Raw genomic sequence first — 22,379 nt, 5'->3', positions numbered from 1 at the left:
ATGACGACATAGGCCAGATTTGACGCAGTCTCAAATCGGATTGAGAGGGTGCGTCACCGCTTGTCGGGGCCTTCGCGTGCCGCGATCTGCTCGACGAGATCGACGATCGAGCGGCGCATCTTTGAATCAGTGATTCGCGTGAACGCCTTGGTCAAGGCGAGACCTTCAGACGTGGCGAGGAAGTCCGAGACGTAGGACGGCGAGGCGCCTTCGCTGAAGCCGTCAGGACCAGGCGTGCCGCTTGGTCCGCCCTCGAACAGGAACGACACCGGCACCTGGAGAATCTCGGCAATCTGCTGGATGCGGCTCGCGCCGACCCGGTTTGTCCCCTTCTCGTACTTCTGAATCTGCTGGAACGTCAGGCCCAAGGCTTCACCGAGCTTTTCCTGACTCATGCCCAACATGATGCGGCGCATGCGCACGCGACTGCCGACATACTTGTCAACAGGGTTGGGCGCTTTCGACATTTCCTCAGCCCTCCAAACACCACCCTTCGGCGCAATCGAATCAACTGCCTCAGGTGTCAGCGACGTCAAACTTCACTCTGATTGGGGAAACATTGCGGAGAAATTCAGCAACGCCCACCGTCTTTTGCAGCGGCTGCAGAATGGGGAGGCCGCCCGCAATCTGTCAACCGGGGGGCTGCGATTGTCAAAGGTTTCCGGCCATTTCGGCAGGGACGGAGCGATCAGGGGTACCCTTTGGCAACACGCCGCCGTACCGCCAGAATAACAGCCAGTGCGACCAGCATGGCTGCGGGGATGTCTCCAACTCGCGCATAGATGGTGGGCGAGATTGCGGCGGGCAGGTTTGAATCCAGAATGCCTTCGATTCCGAGACCGAGGCTGGCAACGGTTCGCCCCACCGGATCGATCACCGCGGAGACGCCGGTATTGGCGGAGCGGACCAGCGGCAATCCGAGCTCGATCGCGCGCATCCGCGCCTGCTCCAGATGCTGATAAGGGCCGGTCGAGATGCCGAACCAGCCGTCATTGGTGAGATTCACGATCCAGCCCGGACGTTCGTTGCGTCCAGCCACCTCGCCGGGAAAGATTGCCTCGTAGCAGATCAGCGGCAGCGCGGGCGGCACCCCCGGCACCGGCAGCGCATGCCGCACGGTACCGGGAATAAAGCCGCCGCGCATGCGCGTCAGTTGCTCGAAACCGAGCTTCTCCATCAGGCCCTGGTAGGGCAGAAATTCGCCGAACGGTACGAGGTGCAGCTTGTCGTAGACCGCGAGCACGCTGCCGTCGTGATCGATCGCATAGATCGAATTATAGGCGCGCGTGATCGGCGTGCCGGGCGGCAGGTCGGGCGCGCGGACCGAACCCGTGATCAGCACCGTGCCCTTCGGGAGGAGTTCTGCGATCTGCGCCATCGCGTCGGCTTCGCGGGTCAGGAAAAACGGAAAGGCGGATTCCGGCCAGATCAGGATGGTGGCATCGCGCACGCCGGTCGATTGCGGTCCGGAGGAGCGGTCCGACAAGGCCAGGTATTTCTTCATCACCTGCGCCTTGGCGGCGTAGTTGAATTTCGCGTCCTGCTCGAGGTTCGGCTGCATCAGGCGCAGCTTGGCGCCTGCGACCATCGTGGTCGGATGCAGCGACAGGCGGATCGCGCCGAAGATGCTCATGACAATCAGGAGCGCGACTGCTGCGGCTGGCACGCGCCACGCCGGGCGGCGATCGGGCGTGCGGTCGATCAGCGTCGCAGGGCTCGCGAAGATCGCAACCGTCAGGAACGTCATGCCCCACAGGCCGACCAGCGACGCCGTCTGCGCCAGCGCCAGCGGTTCGGACAACGCATAGCCGAACGCGTTCCAGGGAAAGCCGGTCAGCGCGTGACCGCGCAGCCATTCGCTGATGGTGAGGCTTGCTGCGAGCGCGAGCACGCGCGTGGCGTTCTTGGTCCAGAGCAGGCGGGCGAGCGCAAAGCCGATCGCCGTGAAGATGGCAAGATAGGCCGGCAGGCCCAGCACGGCGAACGGTGTCAGCCAGGCGAACACATCGGCGTCGACGAAAAAGGCATAGCCGATCCAGTAGAGGCCGGGGACGAAATAGCCGAGCCCGAACCAGTAGCCGGTCAGCGCTGCGGCGGGGATGCCGCCAAAACGTCCCCCGCCGGCGCCGTCGATCAGCCAGACCAGCACCGGGAACGTGACGAAGAGCACCGGGAAGGCGTTGAACGGAGCCAGCGCCAGCACCGAGAGCGCCCCGGCCGCCATGGCGATCAGCGCGCGCTTCCATCCCCAGGCGAGGATGATGGCGAGGGCGATCTGCCGAAATCGCTGGAACGGGCTCACTGCGGGCCGGCCCCGTCGCTTGGGGGCGGACTGGGCGTGTCACTGGAAGGCGGTTGGCCGCTCTCCGGCGTAACATCGCGGCGGCGGCTCTCGCGCAGGGTGCGTGGCGCCGGACGTTCCTTCCGCGTCGAGATGCGCAGCCGCTTGACGCGGCGCGGATCGGCGTCGAGCACCTCGACCTCGTAATTGCCGGGGCCCGAGATCACCTCGCCGCGCACCGGCAGGCGGCCGACGAAGCTGACGAGATAGCCGCCCAGCGTCTCCACATCCTCACCGGCCTCGCCGGTGACGAAGTCCTCGCCGATCACGGTGCGGACGTCGTCGAGGCTGGCGCGGGCATCGGCAATGAAGGCGTTGTCGGGCAGGCGCACGATCGAGGGCGGCTCGTCGCTGTCATGCTCGTCGTCGATCTCGCCGACGATCTGCTCGACGATGTCCTCGAGCGAGACCAATCCGTCGCTGCCGCCATATTCGTCGACCACCAGCGCCAGGTGAATGCGCGTGGCCTGCATCTGCGCGAGCAGGTCGATCGCCCGCATCGATGGCGGCACGTAAAGCAGCTTGCGGATGATGTGTGCATCCTCCAGCGGCAGCGCGAGGTCGACTGCCCGCAGGTCGAGCCCCGCCGGCAGCGGCTTCTTGCGCTTGGTCTTGGCGGCTTCCGACACGCGCGCCCGCGCGGTCATGAAGGCGAGCAGGTCGCGGATGTGGACGATGCCGACGGGATCGTCGAGCGTCTCGTTGTAGACTACGAGCCGCGAATGGCCCGCGCTCTCGAACCGGTCCATCAATTCCCCGAGCGGGATGTCGCGTTTGACCGCGACGATGTCGGCGCGATGCACCATGACGTCGGCGATGCGGCGCTCGTGCAGGCCGAGGATGTTGCGCAGCATGGTGCGCTCGACGGCGGAGAAGCCGGTGTCATCCGGCGTCGTGGCGTCGAGCACGACCTGGAGGTCGTCTCGTACCGAGCCTGCCTTCCAGCCGAACAGCGTGCGGATGGCGCGCAGCAGCCAGCTTTCCGCGGTCGGGCGCATGACCTCGCCGGGCGTCACCACGGCCGGCAAATTCGCCGTGTTGCGCGGATTGTCGTGGGTAGGTTCGGAATCCGGCATCTCAGTGCGTCCCCGGGCGGTCTGCATAGGGATCGGGAATGCCGAGATCGGCCAGGATCTGCGTCTCCAGCGCTTCCATTTCCTCCGCGTCGTCGTCGTTCTCGTGGTCGTAGCCGATCAGGTGCAGGAACCCATGCACGGCGAGATGACTCAGATGATGATCGAACGGCTTCTGTTCCTCGTTCGCCTCGCGCCGCATGGTCTCGTAGGCGATCGCGATATCGCCGAGCATGCGCGGCGCATCGCCCGGCTTCCATTCACCCTCCGGCTGGAGCGCGGGAAACGACAACACGTTGGTCGGCTTGTCGATGCCGCGCCAGTTGCTGTTGAGCGTGCGGATGCCGGCATCGTCGGTCAGCATGACGGCGACTTCCGCCTCTGCGAAGTCTTCGTCGACAGTCTCGGCAGCGGCCGCAACGGCGCGCTGGATCACGGCTTCGGCGTCAGGCTCGCGCTGCCAGCAGTCGGCGACGACGAGGACCTCGGTCATGGGAGGATTGGGGTGTGACATTGTGTTGTCTGGGACGGAAGGGCGCCGTGTCCGCGCCTGTAGGTCCGGCTGTTGTCTCGTCAGGATTTACCGGTGGCGGGCCGCTGCGGCGAACCTTCGTAGGCGGCGACGATCCGCGCCACGAGTTCGTGGCGGATCACGTCCTCGGCTTTGAATTGAACTTGCGCAATGCCTTCGACGCCCTCCAGGAGGCGCGTTGCCTCTGCCAGTCCCGAGGTCTGGCCGTTCGGCAGGTCGATCTGCGAGGGGTCGCCGGTCACGATCATGCGGCTGTTCTCGCCGAGACGGGTCAGGAACATCTTCATCTGCATCGATGTCGTGTTCTGCGCCTCGTCCAGGATGATGGCGGCATTGGTGAGTGTGCGACCGCGCATGAAGGCGAGCGGCGCGATCTCGATCTCGCCGGTCTGCAGCGCGCGTTCGACAATGCGCGCGTCCATGAGATCGTAGAGCGCGTCGTAGATCGGGCGGAGATAAGGATCGACCTTCTCGCGGAGATCGCCGGGCAAAAAGCCGAGCCGCTCGCCGGCTTCGACCGCCGGGCGCGACAGGATGATCTTGTCGACTTCCTTGCGTTCGAACAGTTGTGCGGCATGCGCGACCGCGAGCCAGGTCTTGCCGGTGCCGGCCGGGCCGATGCCGAACACCAGCTCGTGGCGCTTCAGTGCGCGGATGTAGGAGTCCTGCGCGGCCGTGCGTGCGCGCACCGGACGCTTGCGCAAGTTGATGCTGTCGAAGGTGGATTTCGCCGACTTGGCGTCGAACTCGAACAGCGAGCCCTGCGCGATCACGGCGCGGATCGCGCCTTCGACCTCGCCCTGGTCGAGGTCCTGGCCCTTCACCGCCTGGGCGTAGAGCGCCTCCAGCACGCGGCGCGCGGCATCGCAGCCGTCGCGCGTGCCGCCGATCGTGATGTGGTTGCCCTTGGAGTCGACGATGACCCCAAGCCGCCGCTCGATCTGCGCGAGATTCTGGCCGTAAGGGCCGACCAGCGCGGAAACGGCGCGGTTGTCGTCGAAGTCGATGACGACCTGGGTCTCGGGCGGAACTTGCATGTCGCGGTCAAATTTGCGGCTGGGAGCGAAAGAAGACGAATCCGATGCGCTTTTTGGCAAGGGTTCAGGCTCCAGTGGCGATTGACGATAAAGCGGGCTCGCGCACGGTGCGCGGTGTCACGAGCTCACCGAGAAAGCTGTAGCGCTCGAGGCTGTCGATCCGCACCGGCAGGATCTGTCCGATGATGTCGGGCGAGGCCATCACATGCGCGGGCTGGAGGAATGCGGTGCGGCCGACGATCTGGCCCTCCTTGCGGGCCGGACGCTCGAACAGTACGTCGACCGTTGAGCCAATCGCGGCCTTGTTGAAGGCCGATTGCTGGCTGTCGATCAGTTCCTGGAGCCGCTCCAATCGCTGGTCCATCTCGGCGGGGGACACCGTCTCCTGCATGTCCGCGGCCGGCGTTCCCGGCCGGGCGGAGTATTTGAACGAATAGGCCGCAGCGTAGCCGATTTGCGTGACAAGCGCGAGGGTGGCGAGAAAATCTTGCTCGCTCTCGCCGGGGAAGCCGACGATAAAATCCGATGAAAAAGCAATGTCTTGGCGCGCGGACCGAAAACGGTCGATGACACGCCGATAATCATCGGCAGTATGTTTCCGGTTCATGGCGGCGAGAATCCGGTCCGAGCCCGACTGCACCGGCAGGTGCACGAACGGCATCAAGGCATCGAGATCGCGATGGGCTGCAATCAAACTGTCATCGACGTCGCGGGGATGGCTGGTCGAATAGCGCAGCCGCGCGACACCGGGAATCTTCGCCAGATGTTCGAGCAGCTTGCCGAGCGGCCAGCTGGTCCCGTCCGGTCCGTCGCCGTGATAGGCGTTGACGTTCTGTCCGATCAGCGTGAGCTCGCGCACGCCGTTGTCGGCAAGCCGTTTCACGTCGTCCACGATCTTCGCCACCGGGCGCGAGACTTCGGCGCCGCGCGTGTAGGGCACGACGCAGAACGTGCAGAACTTGTCGCAACCTTCCTGCACCGTGACGAAAGCGGAAATGCCGCGCGCGCGGATCGCGTCGGGCCTGGGCTGGGCGAGGAAGCTGAACTTGTCTGCCGCGGGAAATTCGGTCTCGATCGCGCGGCCTTCGTCGCCGGCGCGCTTCAACAGCTCCGGCAGGTGATGATAGCTCTGCGGGCCGACCACGACGTCGACCACGGGCGCGCGGCGCACGATCTCCTCGCCTTCGGCCTGCGCCACGCATCCTGCGACCGCGATCTGCATCGCGCGGCCCCCGCGCGCGGCCTCGTCCTTGGCAACGCGCAGCCGGCCGAGCTCGGAATAAACCTTTTCCGATGCCTTCTCGCGGATATGGCAGGTGTTGAGGATGACAAGGTCGGCGTCCTCGGCGCTGGCCGTCTCCACGAATCCCTCCGGAGCCAGCGTGTCCACCATGCGCTGGGCATCGTAGACGTTCATCTGGCAGCCATATGATTTGATGTGCAGCTTGCGCGGCGGCTTCATGGAACCCGGAATTGAGGTGAAAGACCGCCCCCAGATATAGGCTGGAGGGGCGAAAATCCAGCGAATGGCCGCTTTTCGGGCCGTCATTCCGGAGCGCGCGCGAGCTTAAATGCGGATTCCCGGGCTAAAACCCCGGATTCCGGTCTCAAGCGCGTTGTGTGTGCCGCGGAACGCCGATGAAGGGGAAATCAGCCCGCCAGGGCGTCCGCGCCGACCCGGCGGACCAGCTCCGGCAATTGATGCATGTCGGCAAAGGTCAGGTCGGCCCCGGCCTGGCGCAGGGTCTCGGCATGGCCATCCCCGCAATGGCTACCACCGTAAAAGCCGAACACGGTCATCCCCGCCGCCCGCGCACCGGCGATGCCGGCAAGGCTGTCCTCGATCACGACGCAGCGTTCCGGCGGCACGCCCATTTCCTTGGCGGCGAACAGGAACAGGTCCGGTGCCGGCTTACCGTGCGTCACTTGCGAGGCCGAGAAGATATTCGGCGCGAGGCGGTCATAAAGACCGGTGCTTCCGAGGCTCACGCGCATGCGCTGATGCGAACCGCTCGAGGCGACGCAGACAGCCTGCGTGACGACATCAAGCACATCACGGATGCCGCGGATCGCTTCGAGATCGGCTTCGAACGAGCGGAACAGCTCGTCCTGCAAATCGCCGTGATAGGCCTCGGGCAGCTTGCGGCCGAGCTCGGTCTCGATCTCGAGGTTGGCCTGCCGCGTCGAGCGCCCGAGGAAGCGTTCGAACACCTGCTCCGAGGTGATCGGATAGCCGTGCCGCGTCAGCACATCGGCATGCGCGCGACAGGAGATGACCTCGCTGTCAACCAGCACGCCGTCGCAATCGAAGACGATGAGATCGATGGGCACCACGCTAGGACGTCTGCTTGTCGTCGTCGAGCGGGACGCAATAGAGCTCAAGCCGATGGTCGACCAGCTTGTAGCCGAGCTTGCGGGCGATCTCCGCCTGGAGCTTCTCGATCTCCTCGGAGGTGAACTCGATCACCTTGCCGTCGCGCAGATTGATGAGGTGGTCGTGGTGGCTGTCGCGCATTTGCTCGTAGCGCGCGCGGCCCTCGCGAAAATCATGGCGCTCGATGATGCCGGCATCCTCGAACAGCTTGACGGTGCGATACACGGTCGAGATCGAGATCTTGTCGTCGACGGCGACGCAGCGCCGGTACAGTTCCTCGACATCGGGATGATCGACTGCTTCCGCAAGCACGCGGGCGATGACGCGCCGCTGCTCGGTCATGCGCATGCCTGTTGCGGCACAGCGCGCCTCGATGCCGGACGCCTTGGATGCAGATGAAGGTTTCAGTGCGGTCATGGGTTGTCTGCCTGCGGGGCGCTTTCTGCCATCAATGTTACGACAAGTCACGTCGCATCAGAAGGGCGTTCAATTGTTCCCCGTTGGGCTGCTTATAGTAGCGTTCGCGGCGCCCGACCACCATGAATCCGCTCCGGTCGTAAAGCTGTCGCGCCGGCTGGTTATTTTCCTCGACTTCAAGAAATATTGTGCGGACGCCGCGTCCTGCGAGGTGGCCGAGATGGGTCATCAGCAGCGTGCGGGACAGGCCGCGGCCGCGATGAGCTCGATCGACCGCGATCGAAAGGATTTCCGCTTCGTCCGCGCCGATCCGCGACACGGCGAAGCCGATCGTCCTGCGGCCGAGACGAAGCCGATGCACGAGCGTATTGCGCTCGCCGATCATGCCCTCGAACTCGCCTTCACCCCAGCCGCGTGCGAAGGATTCGCCGTGAAGCTGCGCGAGCCGCGCGGCGTCACGTGCGGAAGCGGGCTCGACGGCGGCCGTGCCGCCGCGCCACCATTCCGAAAACCATTTCATCATGAGGTTGCAGCTCGTGCTGCGAGCGGCGGCTGTGCGGCCGGCTTTGCATCGGGCGCGCGCAGATAGAACGGTCGCGCCGGCGTCGTGTCGGGATCGGCCGCAGCGCCAAGCCACGCGACCCAGCCGATGTCGGGCGCAGGCTGCGCGTCGACGGCGACTGGCTGTGGCGCGTCTTTCGGCCAGCGCTCGGCAAGGATCTTTGCGGCATTGCCGACCAGATGCGGCGCTCCGAATTGCGAGGCCGCGATCGCCTCGTCGATGGGAGTGACCCTCGGCCGCACCAGTTCGCTGCCGTCACCGGCCACGATCTGGAAATAGACATGGTCATGCCGCGCATCGATCGCCGAGATCACCGGCGCCGTTCCGGTTCGGCCGACGATGCCGGCGGTATAGGCCGACAAGGTGGTCAGGCCAACGGCGGGCCGCTTCGCTGCGAGCGCAAGGCCGCGCGCCGCCGAGATGCCGACGCGCAGGCCAGTGAAACTTCCGGGGCCGACGGTGACCGCGATGCGGTCGAGCGAGGTGAAGGCGAGATTGGCCGCCTGCATGACGCGCGCGATCATCGGCATGAGCGCCTCGGCATGGCCGCGCTTCATCAGCTGCGCTTCGTGCGCAAGTAGCTCACCGGCGTCGGTGTCGAGAACGGCGGCCGCGCACGCCTCCAGCGCGGTATCGATGGCAAGGATCAGCATGGCGGCAATCTAGTCGGTTCCGGGCAGCCTGAACCAGAGCAAGTTCGCGCACTGCACAACTCGCGCGGAGCGCGACAAATCGACCTTTCCCGTAGTTCTACGTGCTCGGGAAAAGCATGCAATCTGGGTTCCCTCGTTTCGGTGTGGATGCGACAATCGCAGCCTTTGTGGAAGGCTAAGTTATTGAAATTATGTGTGATTGGCCACGGCTTAGCAAGCCGGGCCGCATGATCTCGTAGGGGGCAAAGGCGCGCTTGCGCCGCGCTCACCACTTTTGTTTCTGTCAAGGAAGAGGTGGGCACGCTTCGCTTCGCCCACCCTACGGCAGCTTGCTTACATCGGCCGGACTTCGACCACGTCGGGCACGAAGTGCCTGAGCAGGTTCTGGATGCCGTGCTGAAGCGTCGCGGTTGATGACGGGCAGCCGGAGCAGGCGCCCTTCATGTTGAGATAGACGATGCCATCCTTGAAGCCACGGAAGGTGATGTCGCCGCCGTCATTGGCGACCGCGGGCCGCACGCGGGTCTCGATCAGATCCTTGATCATGTCCACCGTCTCGGCATCCGCCTCGTCGAAGAACTCGTCCTGGTCGTCGAGATCGACGCCGTCTTGTGCCGCGCCGTCGGCGAGCAGCGGCGCGCCGGACATGTAGTGCTCCATGATGGCGCCGAGGATCGCGGGCTTGAGCTGCTGCCATTCACCGTTCGCCTTGGTCACGGTGATGAAATCCGATCCGTAGAACACGCCGGTGACGCCAGGCACGTCGAACAGCTTTTCGGCGAGCGGCGAGCGCGCCGCGGATTCGCGGCTCGAAAACTCCATCGGGCCGCCGTCGGTCACGACGCGGCCGGGAATGAACTTCAGCGTGGCAGGATTGGGGGTGGCTTCGGTTTGAATGAACATGGTTTTCTCCAGACGTCACCGGTTCAAGGCCGGCGCGTGAGCTATCCACTAGCAGATGGCGACGCGGAACGCACGGTCAAGGGGCGTGGAAGCCGTTTCGCTGTTATATCAGCGGGTTAGCGAGCCCAAAAATTCTGCGCCGTCATGGCCGGGCTTGACCCGGCCATGACGCCTTGCTTTGTCGCGACAGGGCCGCCTACGACAACGTATCCACGCTCTGGTCGCTCAGCGCGCCGGAAATGATCGTCACGGGAATCGGGAAGGTTCCGACCGCGTGCGCGAGCAGCGAGACCAGCGGGCCTGGCCCCTCCGCGCCGGGGTTCGCGGCGAGCACCAGCATGGCGATATCGGGGTCTTCATCGATCACCGCCAGCAGCTGTTCCATCGCAGCGCCTTCTCGGATGACACGCTCCGGCGTGATCGCGGCAATGCCGTTGGCGCGGCCGGCAGCGCGGTCGAGCGCGGCTTCCGCCGCTTCCTGCGCCTCGGCGCGCATAATGTCGGCGACACCCAGCCATTCCTGATCCTGTCCGTCGGTCTCGATGATGCGCAGCATCACCACGCCGCCGCCGGCGCGGATCGCCCAGCGGCTCGCATAATAGACCGCGCGATCCCATTCGGCGGTGTCATCAACGATGACGAGGCATTTGGGCTTGTGACCCGGCTCGAAGCAAAGTCGCTTGCTGGTCATGCATGTCCCGGCGTGTGCACGGTTGACATGCTGCCACACTCCCTCAGGCTTTGGGAGAGGTTTGCAGAGGGGAAGCGGCCGGCGCTGTCGCGTCGGCCGGATTTCGCAAATACGGTTGTCAGCGCCGGCGGATGAAACCGACGACGTCCTTCGACAGCTTCATAGTCTCGTCGGCGATCGCGCGGGCCCGGTCGGAGCCATCGATCAGGATCGCATCGATATGGCCGGGATCGGCGACGAGGCGCTTCATCTCGCCGGCGATCGGCGAGAGCTTCGTGACGCACAGCTCCACCAGCGCGTTCTTGAAGCTGGAGAACTGGCCGCCGCCGAAATCGCGCAGCACGTCGGCCTTCGAGCGGCCGGAGAGCGCGGCGAAGATGCCGACGAGATTGTCGGCTTCGGGGCGCGGCTCCAGGCCCTTCTCCTCCGACGGCAAGGGCTCCGGATCGGTCTTCGCCTTGCGGATCTTCTGCGCAATGGTGTCGGCGTCGTCGGTCAGGTTGATGCGCGAATAATCGGAGGCATCCGACTTCGACATCTTCTTGGTACCGTCGCGCAAGGACATCACGCGTGTCGCCGCGCCCATGATCAGCGGCTCCGGCAGCGGGAAGAGCATGCCATCATGGGCGCCATGACTACGGATGGAATCGCCGAAGTCGTTGTTAAACTTCTGCGCGATGTCCCGTGACAGCTCGAGATGCTGCTTCTGGTCCTCGCCGACCGGTACGTGCGTGGCGCGATAGAGCAGGATGTCGGCCGCCATCAGCACGGGATAGTCGTAGAGCCCGACGGAGGCGTTCTCGCGATCCTTGCCCGCCTTCTCCTTGAACTGCGTCATGCGGTTCAGCCAGCCCATGCGCGCGACGCAGTTGAAGATCCAGGCCAGCTCGGCGTGGCCGGAGACCTGGCTCTGATTGAAGACGATGTGCTTCTTCGGGTCGATGCCGCTCGCGATGAAGGCGGCGGTTACCTCGCGGGTGGTGCGCGCGAGCTCGGCCGGCCCGCCCCAGACGTCCATCCCCATCGTGATCGCATGCATGTCGACCACGCAATAGATGCAGTTGTGGGTTTCCTGCATCTTCACGAAGTTGACGATCGCGCCGAGATAGTTGCCGAGGTGCAGATTGCCCGTCGGCTGGACGCCCGAAAAGACCCGTTCAACGAATGACATGGTAAGTTTTCCTGGCAAGTCTTCCCATAGGTAATCGGCCGTCGTTTCCAACAGCGGCGCTGCCCCGTCAAGGGTAATTCGAAGGCGTCAGGTGCGCTGATCCTGCGGGGCGCGCCGTTTCAGCGCGTTAGCCGCCTCGCGCCAAGAGGCGGCGCCGAGGATTTGTAGAAGCAGGCCATAGACGGCGATTCCGGCCCCGATCTGCAGGCCCAGCACGATGAAGCGGATGAGGCCGTGCGCCTCGGCAGGCGAGAGACCAGTCGTCAGCCAAAGCAGGGCGCCCATCGCGGCTGCGGCGAGTACGATCCGCGGCAGTCGCTTGCGGGCGGCGGCGTCGACCGAGAAGCCAAATTCACGGGTGCCCTTGCGAAGCAGCGAGAGCGCGCTGCTCCAGGCGCCGGCCGCGATGCTGGCGGCGATCCCGCTCGCGCCGAAGAAGTGCCCGAGCAGAACCGCGAGCGCGACGGCGACCACGAAGCCTTTGGCCGTTGCCAGCAGCGGCGTCATCGTGTCGCTGCGGGCAAAGAAGGCCGGCGACAGTGCCTTGATCAGCACGTGCGCCGGCAGGCCCAGCGCCAGCCACATCAGCGCGTGCGCAGTGGCGATGCTGTCTTCGGCGCCGAAGGCGCGGCGCTCGAACAGCAGCCGGACGATCGGCTCGGCCAGCACGACGAGGCCGAGCGTGGCCGGTAGCGCAAGGCCGGCCGCGAGCTCGAGCGCACGCGATTCCGCATGCGCCACCGCATTGCGGTCGCCGCTGCCGACGGCCCGCGTCAGCTCGGGCACCAGCACCGTGCCCATGGCAACGCCGACGATGCTGAGCGGCAGCTCGATCAGGCGGTTGGCGAAATAGAGCCAGGAGACGGCGGAGGGCGTCGCGGAGGCGATGATCGCGCCGGCCACCATCAGCCATTGCGGACCCGAGCTTGCGATCATGCCGGGGATAGCCTTGGCGAAGAAGGCTCGCATTTCATTGTCGAAGGTCACGCGCAGCGGCGTCGCAAGACGAGCGCTTCGCCGCGACAGCAGCATCAGGAGCTGCAGCAGCCCGGCGATTCCGACGGTGGCCGCCAGCACCCATACAGCGAAGCCGGCATCGGCATGCCAGACGAGCAGCATCGCGATGGCGACGATCAACGCGATGTTGAACAGCAGAGGCGAGAACGCGGTGAGCGCAAAGCGCCCCTGCGCGTTGAGCAGGCACATCAGCACCGTGACCGGACCGGCGAAGGCGAGATACGGCAGCATCAGCCGCGCGCTCTGGACGGCGAGATCGCGGGCGTCGCTGCCGACGAATCCCGGCGCGATCAGCGTGATGATCAGCGGCATCACGAATGCAACGACGACCGAGAGCACGATCAGGGCTGCGCTGACCGAGCCGAGCACGCGCCCCGCGAACGCCGCCGCAGCGGCCTCGCCATCGCGCTCACGGACGCGCAGCCAGGCCGGGATCAGCGCCGCGCTCAGGGCCCCCTCGCTGAGCAACCGTCGCACCACGTTGACGAGCTGGAATGCGGCGAGAAACGCATCCGCCACGGCCCCGGTGCCGAGCAACGCCGCGATCAGGGAGTCGCGGGCAAAGCCCAGCAGCCGTGAAGCCAGTGTTCCCGTCGAGACGGTCAGGAAGGAGCGGATCATCGGGCTGTCATACCATAACGTTTTCGAGCGAAGTGGTCCCGGTTCGCGTGAAAGCGTCCAAAGACAACTCCCGTTGCTTGCTCGCAAAGGCCCGGTCGTGATAGGCCGCGAGCCAGATTTCAGGCCGACAGGAAGCGGATTTCCCCGGTAATCGCAATCCGGCAACAGGACCAAGGTGAATGGCTAACGTGAAATATGACGTTCTCGGGATCGGTAACGCGCTGTTCGACGTGCTGGTCAGGACCGATGAAGCTTTTTTGGCCAGGCACGGCATGACCAAGGGCGGCATGTCCCTGATCGACGAGGCGACGGCCGCCGCCATTTACAAGGACATGGGCCTGGCGACGGAGGTCTCGGGCGGCTCGGCCGCCAACACCATCGTCGGCATCGGCAGCCTGGGCGCGCGCGCCGCCTATGTCGGCAAGGTCAAGGATGACCAGATCGGCAAGCTCTATGTCCACGACATCCGCGCCGCCGGCGTCGCCTTCAACACGCCCGCGGCCAAGGACGGCCCCGCCACCGGTTGCTCCTACATCCTGGTGACGGGCGACGGCGAGCGCACCATGAACACCTATCTCGGCGCAGCGCAGGACCTGTCGCCGGCCGACATCGACCCGGCCGAGATCGCTTCTGCCGGCATCGTCTACCTTGAGGGCTATCTCTGGGATCCGAAGAACGCCAAGGACGCCTTCGTCAAGGCCGCCAAGATCGCCCATGATGCCAAGCGCAAGGTGGCGCTGACGCTGTCGGATTCCTTCTGCGTCGATCGCTACCGCGACGAGTTTCTCTCGCTGATGCGCGACGGCACCGTCGACATCGTGTTCGCCAACGAATCCGAGCTGCACTCGCTCTACATGACGTCGGACTTCGATACCGCGCTGAAGCAGCTGCGCAACGACGTCAATCTCGGCGTCGTCACCCGCAGCGAGAAGGGCTGCGTGGTGGTCTCGCCGGAAGGCGCCGTCGCCGCGCCCGCGTTCCCTATCAGGCAGATGGTCGACACCACCGGCGCCGGCGATCTCTTCGCCGCCGGCTTCCTGTTCGGCCTGGCGCGCAACCTGGCGTACAAGCAGTGTGGTGAGCTCGGTGCGCTTGCGGCTGCCGAAGTGATCCAGCACATCGGTGCGCGTCCGCAGGTATCGCTGAAGGAACTTGCCCAACAGCGCGGGCTGACGGTTTAGGAAGTCGCGCCTCAATCTCCGCTGTCGTCGCCCGGCTTGACCGGGCGACCCAGTATTCCAGAGGCGTTAGTGGGTTACGGAGAAGCCGCGGCGTACTGGATTCCCCGCTTTCGCGGGGAATGACAGCGGTGGCTCGTAGCTCACGCCGTCTTCGCGGCCTTCAGCCCGAGCTTCTGCTCCACCGCCTCGCGCATCACGAATTTCTGGATCTTTCCGGTTACCGTCATCGGAAATTCGTCGACGAACTCCACATAGCGCGGGATCTTGTTGTGGGCGATTTGGCCCTCGCAGAAGGCACGCACCTCTTCGGCGGTGAGCGTCTCGCCTGACCTGACGCGGATCCAGGCGCAGAGCTCTTCGCCATAGCGGGTGTCCGAAACGCCGAAGATCTGGACGTCCTGGATCTTGGGGTGACGGTACAGGAACTCCTCGATCTCGCGCGGATAGAGGTTCTCCCCGCCGCGGATCACCAAATCCTTGATGCGCCCGACTATGTTGCAATAGCCCTCGTCATCGATGGTGGCGAGGTCGCCCGTGTGCGCCCAGCCGTTGGCATCGAGCACGTCCGCCGTCTTTTCCTTCTCCTCCCAATAGCCCAGCATGACGCTGTAGCCGCGGGTGCAGAGCTCGCCGCGTTCGCCGCGCTTGACGATCTTGCCCTCGAGATCGATCACCTTGACCTCGACATGCGGATGGATTCGTCCGACGGTGGAGACGCGCCGCTCGAGCGGGTCGTCGACCGCGCTCTGGAAACTGACCGGACTGGTCTCGGTCATTCCGTAGGCGATCGTGACCTCGCGCATGTTCATCTCGGTGTTGACGCGCTTCATCACCTCGATCGGGCAGGGCGCTCCCGCCATGATGCCGGTGCGCAGCGAAGTCAGGTCGAATTTCTGGAATTCGGGGTGATCGAGCTCCGCGATGAACATGGTCGGCACGCCGTAGAGCGCAGTGCATTTTTCCTGCTCGACCGCTCGCAGCGTCGCGAGCGGGTCAAATCCCTCGCCGGGATAAACCATGGTCGCGCCGAGCGTGACGGAGGCGAGATTGCCCATCACCATGCCGAAGCAGTGATAGAGCGGCACCGGGATGCAGATGCGGTCCGCTTCGGTCAGCCGCATGGCGCGGCCGACGAAATAGCCGTTGTTGAGGATGTTGTGATGCGTGAGCGTCACGCCTTTGGGCGATCCGGTGGTGCCGCTGGTGAACTGGATGTTGACGGGATCGTCGAACTGCAAGGCGATACCAAGCGCGGCGAGTTGCTCGCGATGCTGGGCTCCGCCCATGCGCGCGACCTCCACGAATGGAATCGCGCCCGGAGCCGCGGGGCCGCCGATCTGGATCACCACCCGCAAGTCCGGCAACCGCGCCGCCTGCAGCTGTCCGGGCGTGGCGCTTGCCAGTTCGGGCAGCAGCGTGTTGAGCATCTCGATGTAGTTGCTGGTCTTGAACGCCGTCGCGGTGACGATTGCCGCACAGCCGACCTTGCGCAACGCGAACTCCAGCTCGCTGAGCCGATAGGCGGGATTGATCGTCACCAGGATCAGGCCGGCCTTGGCGGCGGCGAACTGGGTCAACGTCCATTCCGGCCGGTTCAGCGACCAGATACCGATCCGCGCACCGCGCTCTAGACCCAGCGCGAGAAAGCCGGCGGCAAGCGCGTCGACCTGCTCGGCGAATTCCTTCCAGGTCCATCTCACGCCGTGGCTGGGCGAGACCAGCGCCTCGCGATTGCCCCAGCGCCGCACGGCGTGGTCGAGGCTGCGACCGACGGTGTCGCCTAGCAGCGGCGCGTCGGAGATGCCGCAAACATAACTTTCGGCTCTGTCTGCCATGGTCGCGTCCTCCAGCTCGATCATCATTGCCTCGTGCCCCGAGGGACAGTCCTTCGGAGCACGAGGTTACATCGTGCTGTCGGCCCGGGCGACGCCAGGCGCCTCATACTAAGTGGCTAGGCTGCCCTCTTTCCGCTTCCCGAATCGAGCCCGGCATACACCCCGCGCTCGAAGCTCGCGAACGCCTCCAGGCATTTCGCGTCGGCGAATGGCAACACCTGCATCAGGATCACGCCGGAAACATCGCGCGCCGGATCGATCCAGAAATAGGTGTTGGCGAGCCCCGCCCAGGCGAGGCTGCCGGCGCTGCGGCCTTCCGGTGTCTTGGCTGTGTTGATCAGGAAGGAGAGCCCCCACTTCTTCACGATGTCGGGGAAGAGATCGACGTCGTTGGTGTACATCGGCGCCACCGACGTCATCTTGCCGATGGTGAGATCGCCGATGTGGTTCTGGCCCATCATCGCGACCGTCTCTGGCTTCAGCACCTGGTTGCCGTTGCCGCGGCCCTTGTTGAGGATCATCTGGGTGAACTTGATGTAGTCGCCGGCCGTGCCGTAGAGACCGCCGCCGCCCATGTGGAATTCCGGATTCTGTTCGATCTCGAACGGGATCGGCGCCAGCGATCCATCCTCGCCGCGTGCATGCGTGGCGACCAGTCGCTGGCGCATGTTGTCGGTGATCTTGAAGCCGGTGTCGTTCATGCCGAGCGGCGTGAAGAGTTGATCGCGCAGGTACGCGTCGAGGCGCTTACCGCTCACGGCTTCCACCGCCTTGCCGACGAAGTCGATGTTGATGCCGTATTCCCAGCGCGTGCCGGGATCGGACATGATCGGCGTCTTCAGCGCGACGTTCTGGCACGAGAAGATGTTCGGGGTTCCGGTTTTCTCCAGATAGACCGCGAGATCGCCGTTCCACACGTTGTAGGCAAAGCCGGCGGTGTGGGTCATGAGCTGGCGCAGCGTGATCGGCGCCTTCGCCGGCCGCAGCTTCGGCTCGCCCTTGGCGTCAAAGCCTTCGAGCACCTGCGGCTTGGCGAGGTCGGGCAGCACCGAACCGATCGGGGTATCCAGCGAAAGCTTGCCCTGCTCGACGAGCTGCATTGCGCCGGCGACGGTCATCGCCTTCGTCATCGAAGCGATCCAGAACACGCTGTCGGTTGTCATCGCATCGGGCTTGGACAGGTCGCGCTTGCCGAACACGCCCTGATAAAGCACGTCGCTACCGCTTGCGGCGATGGCGACGACGCCGGGAATCTCCTTGGCGTCGCTCTTCTGGCGCAGAATCTCGTCGATCTGGGCTTTGCTTTGCATACGCGTTTCCTCCGGTTTGATTATTGTTGGAAGCGCTCGATTGTCCTCCTGCAGGTCTTGTGCGGCAAGCGCCTCAGCCTCCACTGAGGTCGCGATCTCGTGACTTGACGGCCCGCGCCACACGCAGGACGACAAAGAGGCTGAACTGCAACATTCCATCATAAGCTGCGGTGGATGGACGCACCTCGCCGTGGGCGGGCGTGGCGGGACGATATGTTTCGAGCGCTTGCAACACTTGAAACATTTTGTGCATTGCCGCGTTTGGCCCGGGCCAAGTCGTGGCCGACTAACATTTGATGCAAATTTGGCGGCCGCCGATCGGCCGTGGGGGACCCGAGATGATTTCGACCTGGAACGAATGGAAGCGCTATCCCCGTCCCGGACGGGGCGACAACCTCGAGGCGCCGATTTCGCCCGGTATTTACGAGGTCCGCATCGCCGGCACCGGCGCGCTCTATTCCTTCGGCGCGGTCGACAATCTGGCGCAGGCACTGGCGCTGCTGCCGGTCGGCTCGAAGTCCTGGTTCGGCCGTCGCGACACCTCCGACGTTCCCGATCTCGAATACCGCACCTGCGCAACGTCCTCGAAGGCCGACGCCAAGGCCGCGGCCGAGCGCATGATCGGCCGGCGCGAGATCTATATGAACGGCGCGGCGTAACTTCGCCGCTCCGAGTTTAGCTCCCAGCAGATTTGCGTTGCTGGACGGTGCATTGGGCGCCGTCTATCCCTATATTCCGGGCCGATCCGATCGCCTCAGGAGCAACGCCATGACCCCGACCTCCGCCGCCCGCGCCCCGCAAGCCACCGCCACCCTGCGCGACCGGTTGAAGGACCTATCGCTGCTGAAAGAGGCCTGCTATATCGACGGCGCCTGGGTCGGCTCGCCGGTATTCGCGGTGAACAATCCCGCCACCGGCATCGAGCTTGCGAAAGTCCCGCAGCTTTCGGCGGATGATGCCACCAAGGCGGTCGAGGCCGCCGAGCGTGCGTTTCCAGCCTGGGCCAAGCACACCGCCAAGCAGCGCTCCAACATCCTGCGCAAATGGTTCGAGCTGATCGTCGCCAACCGCGAGGATCTGGCGCTGATCCTCACCTCCGAGCAGGGCAAACCGCTCTCCGAGGCGCTCGGCGAGGTCGACATCGGCGGCGCCTATGTCGAGTTCTTCGCGGAGGAAGCGAGGCGCGTCTATGGCGAGACCATCCCGACGCAGCGTCCCGATGCACGGTTGCTTGCGATCAAGCAGCCGATCGGCGTCTGCGGCGCGATCACGCCGTGGAATTTCCCGAACTCGATGATCACACGCAAGGTTTCGCCGGCGCTGGCGGCGGGCTGCACCGTGGTGCTCAAGCCCGCCAACGAAACCCCGCTCTCGGCCTTGGCGCTCGCCGCGCTTGCCGAAAAGGCCGGCGTCCCCAAGGGCGTCTTCAACATCATCACCGGCGATGCGTCGCCGATCGGTAAGGTGCTGTGCGAGCATCCGGCCGTGCGCTTCGTCGGCTTCACCGGCTCGACCGCGGTCGGCAAGATTCTCTACCAGCAGGCCTCCGTCGGCGTGAAACGGCTCGGCCTCGAGCTCGGCGGCAATGCGCCGTTCGTGGTGTTCGACGACGCCGACATCGACGCCGCGGTCGAAGGCGCGATCGTCTCGAAATACCGCAACATGGGCCAGACCTGTGTCTGCGCCAACCGCCTCTACGCCCAGGACAAGATCTACGACGAGTTCGTGCAGAAGCTGTCGAAGAAAGTCGCGGCGATGAAGATCGGCGACGGCACCGAGAGCGGCGTTACGCAGGGCCCGCTGATCAACATGAAAGCGGTCGACAAGGTCGAGCGCCACATCGCGGACGCCGTGAAGCGCGGCGCCAAGGTCGTCACAGGCGGCAAGCGCAGCGAGCTCGGTCGCTCCTTCTTCGAGCCGACCGTGCTGTCCGACGTCAAGCCGGACTCGCTGGTGGCCCAGGAGGAGACCTTCGGGCCGCTCGCGCCGGTGATCCGCTTCAAGGACGAAGCCGATGTGATTGCGATGTGCAACGCCTCGCCGTTTGGCCTGGCGTCGTACTTCTACTCCCGCGATCTCGGCCGCGTCTGGCGCGTGGCCGAGGCGCTGGAATCCGGCATGGTCGGCGTCAACACTGGCCTCATCACCACGGAAGTCGCGCCGTTCGGCGGCGTCAAGGAAAGCGGCCTCGGCCGCGAAGGCTCCCATCACGGCATGGAAGAATATGTCGAGATCAAATACGTGATGATGGCGGGAGTGTAGGGCCTCGCAATGTCGTAGCCCGCAGATCGCATCGCGCATGCGGGCTACGCGCGCGTTATCGCCTGAGTACCGCGATCGTCCGGTTCGCAAATGTCAGCCGCTCGGCCATGACCGACACGAAATAGGTCAGGAGCTTGTGGCTTAGCGCGGGGTCCTCGTCCCTGATGGCGTCGAACTGGTGCGTGTTGAGCACGTAGAGCACGCTGTCGACCTCGGCCTGGATCGTCGCGCTGCGCGGCGTGTTCGACACCAGGCCCATCTCGCCGATCGTGGTGTAGCGCCCGAGGCTGCGCACGCGCGTGGTGCGGTCATCTTCGGCGGGGACCATGATGCCGACGCGGCCGTCGAGGATGAAATGCATGGAATCGGCAGGATCTCCCGCCTGCACGATGACCTCGCCCGCCTCGACCTCGATGCGCTGACAGCGGCGGATCAGCTTGTCCGCATCGTCCTCGCTGTTGAGAAGCCCCGCGAACCAGTCGTGCAAACTGGCTTCTTCCTGTGCCAGTCCCTGATGCTGCGCGATAATCTCGTTCTCGCACCATTCCAGCGCATGATCGAGCTCGGGAATGATGGTGACGCCTTCGCCGAGGAAGTCGCTGGAGCGCAGCACCTTCTCGGCCGCCGCCGACAGATGCACCAGGATCAGCTCGACGCCGAGGTCGGCCGCGCTGCGCTTGATCTGGGCGAAGCTGTAGGCGGCCGACGAGTCGACGCCGGTGACGAGCTTGAAGTCGAACAACAGGTAGCGGCACTCCGGACGCTCCTGGAGCAGCTGCTTGACGTGCTGATAGAGCCGGTTGGCCGAGCCGAAGAACAGATAGCTCTGCAGGTTCAGGCCCTGGATCTTGCCGCCATGGGCAAGCAGCACGTCCTGGTCGTCGCGCGAGCGATCGAGCGAGGAGCGGTATTCCGAGCCGTCGAAACTGTATTTGATCGATTCGACCCGCGCCGCGCTGAATGCAAAAGTGGCGCAGCCGATGATCACGCCGATCAGGATGCCCGGCACGAAGCCCCAGACGACGATGATCGCGATGATGGCGATGAGCGAGAGGTATTCGAGCTTCGAAAGGCGCTTGCGCGATTCGATGATCCATTTGTGCAGCTGGTCGGCGCCGAGATAGAGCAGGAGGCCGCCGAGCACGAATTTCGGAATGAAGCCGAGCAGCTCGGGTGCGACCGCGAGCATCAGGAGTGAGAGCGCCGAGACGGTGAGGCCCGACAGGCGTCCGCGGCCGCCGCTGCTGAAATTGAGCACCGAGCGGCTGATCGAGCTGCAGCCGGGGTAGCCGCCGAGCAGACCGGCCACGATGTTGGCGGCGCCGGTTACGTTCAGCTCGCGCTCCAGATTGGCTTCGCGGTGCAAGGCTACCTCGATGCCGGTGGTGTTGAACAGCGTGCTGGATGCGGTGACGAAGATGACCGCGACGAGGTTGCCAAGCAGGTCTGGCACGGCGAACCAGGGGTAGTGAATCAAACCGTCAATGTGCCAGGGCACCATGAAGGCCGCCTGCGGCGGCGGCGCAAAGGTCCAGCCCAGGGCATGAGCCTCATCGAGCGAGACACCTGTGATCCAGAACGCCAGATGTGCCGTGAGCACGCCGCCGATCAGGATGATTGGCAGCCCGAATGCGCTGCGCGAACGATGCCAGGTCAGATACAGCACCAGCGCCATGGCGCAGGCGGCACCCAGCTCCGACAGCGCGATGCCGTTGGCGAGGTGCATCAGTGTCGCGAACTGCAGGGGATGATCGGTGATCACCCGGATCGCGCCCATGACGATGAGGAGCCCGGTTGCGCCGAGGAAGCCGCCGACCACGGGATAAGGCACGTAGCGGATGGCGCGGCCCATCCGCGTCAGGCCGAATCCGCACAGCACCACGCCGGTCAGCGCCGTCGACAGGCCGAGCGTGATCAAAACCGGCGAGAGCAGCGGTGCCGACGGATTGGCGGCCTGGATGCGTTCGACCAGCGAGGCTGCCAGAATGCCTGTTATCGCCGCGGTCGAGCTGTCAGGGGCCGCAATCGCGAAGGGCAGGGAGCTGCCGAGCGCGACGATGGCGGCAAGCACCGCCGAGCTGATGAAGGTCGCCGCGATCCCGTAGGACAGGTAGGGCGAGAGCGGGCCGGCGAAGATCAGCAGCGCATAGGACAGGCCGAAGGTAACAGTCAGAACGCTCGCAGCCGTTCCGCCCAGTACATCGTTCAGCGCACGCTTGACGGCCGGATCGAATCGCGACTCCGGAGTGAAGGTAATTGCTGGATCGGTCACGCCCTGACGCTCGCCCCTGAAAAGTCCCCGTCCGAGACGTAGACGACTACAAGCTTAGCGCAACAGGATTCATGAAACTATGAAATATCTGACAGTTCCGTAGCGGTCTGGTGAGGATACGGTCCAC

At 64.8% G+C, this 22,379-nt stretch carries 20 protein-coding genes; 3 read left to right on the top strand and 17 right to left on the bottom strand.

Annotated features, from left to right (window positions below; all coding sequences use genetic code 11):
* Positions 1–53: 53 nt before the first annotated feature.
* From AC629_RS29425 to murJ, 14 genes are all read right to left on the bottom strand, one after another.
* Positions 54–467 carry a helix-turn-helix domain-containing protein gene (locus AC629_RS29425; protein ID WP_074121911.1) on the bottom strand — a complete coding sequence of 138 codons (414 nt, stop codon included), beginning with the start codon at positions 465–467 and terminating at the stop codon, positions 54–56.
* Positions 468–688: 221 nt separating this feature from the next.
* The gene (lnt, locus tag AC629_RS29420; RefSeq protein ID WP_084808353.1) at positions 689–2,302 is read right to left on the bottom strand and encodes an apolipoprotein N-acyltransferase; all 1,614 of its coding nucleotides are present in this window, start codon (positions 2,300–2,302) and stop codon (positions 689–691) included.
* Complete coding sequence (locus AC629_RS29415; protein ID WP_084808352.1) at positions 2,299–3,417, bottom strand: hemolysin family protein; 1,119 nt, start codon at positions 3,415–3,417, stop codon at positions 2,299–2,301. Before AC629_RS29415 ends, lnt begins: the two co-directional genes overlap by 4 nt.
* 1 nt (position 3,418) lies before the next feature.
* Complete coding sequence (gene ybeY / locus AC629_RS29410) at positions 3,419–3,907, bottom strand: rRNA maturation RNase YbeY (RefSeq protein WP_502693062.1); 489 nt, start codon at positions 3,905–3,907, stop codon at positions 3,419–3,421.
* Between the two features lie 80 nt (positions 3,908–3,987).
* Positions 3,988–4,983: a PhoH family protein gene (locus AC629_RS29405; RefSeq protein WP_143199536.1), complete on the bottom strand. Its 996-nt coding sequence runs from the start codon at positions 4,981–4,983 to the stop codon at positions 3,988–3,990.
* 64 nt (positions 4,984–5,047) lie between these two features.
* Positions 5,048–6,445, bottom strand: coding sequence for a tRNA (N6-isopentenyl adenosine(37)-C2)-methylthiotransferase MiaB (miaB, locus tag AC629_RS29400; RefSeq protein WP_084808349.1), 1,398 nt, complete (start codon positions 6,443–6,445; stop codon positions 5,048–5,050).
* Between the two features lie 188 nt (positions 6,446–6,633).
* A complete protein-coding gene (locus tag AC629_RS29395) occupies positions 6,634–7,314 on the bottom strand; it encodes an HAD family hydrolase (RefSeq protein WP_084808364.1) in 681 nt (226 codons plus the stop codon).
* A 4-nt stretch (positions 7,315–7,318) separates the two neighbouring features.
* Positions 7,319–7,774 (bottom strand): Fur family transcriptional regulator, encoded by a 456-nt coding sequence (locus AC629_RS29390; RefSeq protein ID WP_084808348.1) that lies wholly within the window; start codon positions 7,772–7,774, stop codon positions 7,319–7,321.
* A gap of 37 nt (positions 7,775–7,811) precedes the next feature.
* Positions 7,812–8,297 (bottom strand): ribosomal protein S18-alanine N-acetyltransferase, encoded by a 486-nt coding sequence (gene rimI, locus AC629_RS29385; RefSeq protein WP_074121918.1) that lies wholly within the window; start codon positions 8,295–8,297, stop codon positions 7,812–7,814.
* Positions 8,294–8,989 carry a tRNA (adenosine(37)-N6)-threonylcarbamoyltransferase complex dimerization subunit type 1 TsaB gene (gene tsaB, locus AC629_RS29380; RefSeq protein ID WP_084808347.1) on the bottom strand — a complete coding sequence of 232 codons (696 nt, stop codon included), beginning with the start codon at positions 8,987–8,989 and terminating at the stop codon, positions 8,294–8,296. Before tsaB ends, rimI begins: the two co-directional genes overlap by 4 nt.
* 333 nt (positions 8,990–9,322) lie before the next feature.
* Positions 9,323–9,892 carry a NifU family protein gene (locus AC629_RS29375; protein WP_084808346.1) on the bottom strand — a complete coding sequence of 190 codons (570 nt, stop codon included), beginning with the start codon at positions 9,890–9,892 and terminating at the stop codon, positions 9,323–9,325.
* A 196-nt stretch (positions 9,893–10,088) separates the two neighbouring features.
* Complete coding sequence (locus tag AC629_RS29370) at positions 10,089–10,583, bottom strand: universal stress protein (RefSeq protein WP_084808345.1); 495 nt, start codon at positions 10,581–10,583, stop codon at positions 10,089–10,091.
* Between the two features lie 118 nt (positions 10,584–10,701).
* Entirely contained in the window at positions 10,702–11,754 is a 1,053-nt protein-coding gene (gene trpS / locus AC629_RS29365; RefSeq protein WP_084808344.1) for a tryptophan--tRNA ligase, read from the bottom strand.
* Positions 11,755–11,841: 87 nt separating this feature from the next.
* The gene (gene murJ, locus AC629_RS29360) at positions 11,842–13,392 is read right to left on the bottom strand and encodes a murein biosynthesis integral membrane protein MurJ (protein WP_084808343.1); all 1,551 of its coding nucleotides are present in this window, start codon (positions 13,390–13,392) and stop codon (positions 11,842–11,844) included.
* A 179-nt stretch (positions 13,393–13,571) separates the two neighbouring features.
* On the opposite strand from murJ, the gene AC629_RS29355 reads away from it, so the two are divergent.
* A complete protein-coding gene (locus AC629_RS29355; protein WP_084808342.1) occupies positions 13,572–14,573 on the top strand; it encodes an adenosine kinase in 1,002 nt (333 codons plus the stop codon).
* Positions 14,574–14,713: 140 nt separating this feature from the next.
* Here AC629_RS29355 and AC629_RS29350 read toward each other — a convergent pair whose 3' ends face one another.
* Both AC629_RS29350 and AC629_RS29345 read right to left on the bottom strand, forming a co-directional pair.
* On the bottom strand, positions 14,714–16,408 hold the full coding sequence (locus AC629_RS29350; RefSeq protein WP_084808363.1) for an AMP-binding protein: 1,695 nt from the start codon (positions 16,406–16,408) through the stop codon (positions 14,714–14,716).
* A gap of 116 nt (positions 16,409–16,524) precedes the next feature.
* The gene (locus AC629_RS29345) at positions 16,525–17,718 is read right to left on the bottom strand and encodes a serine hydrolase domain-containing protein (protein ID WP_084808341.1); all 1,194 of its coding nucleotides are present in this window, start codon (positions 17,716–17,718) and stop codon (positions 16,525–16,527) included.
* A 338-nt stretch (positions 17,719–18,056) separates the two neighbouring features.
* Here AC629_RS29345 and AC629_RS29340 point away from each other — a divergent pair, with 338 nt between their 5' ends.
* Together AC629_RS29340 and AC629_RS29335 are read left to right on the top strand one after the other, a co-directional pair.
* The gene (locus AC629_RS29340; RefSeq protein ID WP_084808362.1) at positions 18,057–18,377 is read left to right on the top strand and encodes a hypothetical protein; all 321 of its coding nucleotides are present in this window, start codon (positions 18,057–18,059) and stop codon (positions 18,375–18,377) included.
* A gap of 109 nt (positions 18,378–18,486) precedes the next feature.
* Positions 18,487–19,980, top strand: a complete 1,494-nt coding sequence (locus tag AC629_RS29335) for an NAD-dependent succinate-semialdehyde dehydrogenase (RefSeq protein WP_084808361.1) — start codon at positions 18,487–18,489, stop codon at positions 19,978–19,980.
* A 55-nt stretch (positions 19,981–20,035) separates the two neighbouring features.
* Here AC629_RS29335 and AC629_RS29330 read toward each other — a convergent pair whose 3' ends face one another.
* Complete coding sequence (locus tag AC629_RS29330) at positions 20,036–22,252, bottom strand: SLC26A/SulP transporter family protein (protein ID WP_084808340.1); 2,217 nt, start codon at positions 22,250–22,252, stop codon at positions 20,036–20,038.
* Positions 22,253–22,379 lie beyond the last annotated feature (127 nt).

The organism is Bradyrhizobium sp. NAS80.1 (genome assembly GCF_001908205.1).
In the GTDB taxonomy this organism is placed as follows: domain Bacteria; phylum Pseudomonadota; class Alphaproteobacteria; order Rhizobiales; family Xanthobacteraceae; genus Bradyrhizobium.
This window is presented reverse-complemented; position numbering and strand designations above follow the sequence as displayed.

Excerpts from the sequence above, each read along its gene's own strand:
- AC629_RS29340 (WP_084808362.1), top strand. The coding sequence starts at position 18,057 with ATGATTTCGACCTGGAACGAATGGAAGCGCTATCCCCGTCCCGGACGG.
- AC629_RS29370 (WP_084808345.1), bottom strand. The coding sequence starts at position 10,583 with ATGACCAGCAAGCGACTTTGCTTCGAGCCGGGTCACAAGCCCAAATGC.
- tsaB (WP_084808347.1), bottom strand. The coding sequence starts at position 8,989 with ATGCTGATCCTTGCCATCGATACCGCGCTGGAGGCGTGCGCGGCCGCC.
- rimI (WP_074121918.1), bottom strand. The coding sequence starts at position 8,297 with ATGATGAAATGGTTTTCGGAATGGTGGCGCGGCGGCACGGCCGCCGTC.
- AC629_RS29425 (WP_074121911.1), bottom strand. The coding sequence starts at position 467 with ATGTCGAAAGCGCCCAACCCTGTTGACAAGTATGTCGGCAGTCGCGTG.
- ybeY (WP_502693062.1), bottom strand. The coding sequence starts at position 3,907 with ATGACCGAGGTCCTCGTCGTCGCCGACTGCTGGCAGCGCGAGCCTGAC.
- murJ (WP_084808343.1), bottom strand. The coding sequence starts at position 13,392 with ATGATCCGCTCCTTCCTGACCGTCTCGACGGGAACACTGGCTTCACGG.
- AC629_RS29375 (WP_084808346.1), bottom strand. The coding sequence starts at position 9,892 with ATGTTCATTCAAACCGAAGCCACCCCCAATCCTGCCACGCTGAAGTTC.
- AC629_RS29335 (WP_084808361.1), top strand. The coding sequence starts at position 18,487 with ATGACCCCGACCTCCGCCGCCCGCGCCCCGCAAGCCACCGCCACCCTG.
- AC629_RS29345 (WP_084808341.1), bottom strand. The coding sequence starts at position 17,718 with ATGCAAAGCAAAGCCCAGATCGACGAGATTCTGCGCCAGAAGAGCGAC.
- miaB (WP_084808349.1), bottom strand. The coding sequence starts at position 6,445 with ATGAAGCCGCCGCGCAAGCTGCACATCAAATCATATGGCTGCCAGATG.
- AC629_RS29350 (WP_084808363.1), bottom strand. The coding sequence starts at position 16,408 with ATGGCAGACAGAGCCGAAAGTTATGTTTGCGGCATCTCCGACGCGCCG.
- AC629_RS29390 (WP_084808348.1), bottom strand. The coding sequence starts at position 7,774 with ATGACCGCACTGAAACCTTCATCTGCATCCAAGGCGTCCGGCATCGAG.
- AC629_RS29355 (WP_084808342.1), top strand. The coding sequence starts at position 13,572 with ATGGCTAACGTGAAATATGACGTTCTCGGGATCGGTAACGCGCTGTTC.
- AC629_RS29405 (WP_143199536.1), bottom strand. The coding sequence starts at position 4,983 with ATGCAAGTTCCGCCCGAGACCCAGGTCGTCATCGACTTCGACGACAAC.
- AC629_RS29415 (WP_084808352.1), bottom strand. The coding sequence starts at position 3,417 with ATGCCGGATTCCGAACCTACCCACGACAATCCGCGCAACACGGCGAAT.
- trpS (WP_084808344.1), bottom strand. The coding sequence starts at position 11,754 with ATGTCATTCGTTGAACGGGTCTTTTCGGGCGTCCAGCCGACGGGCAAT.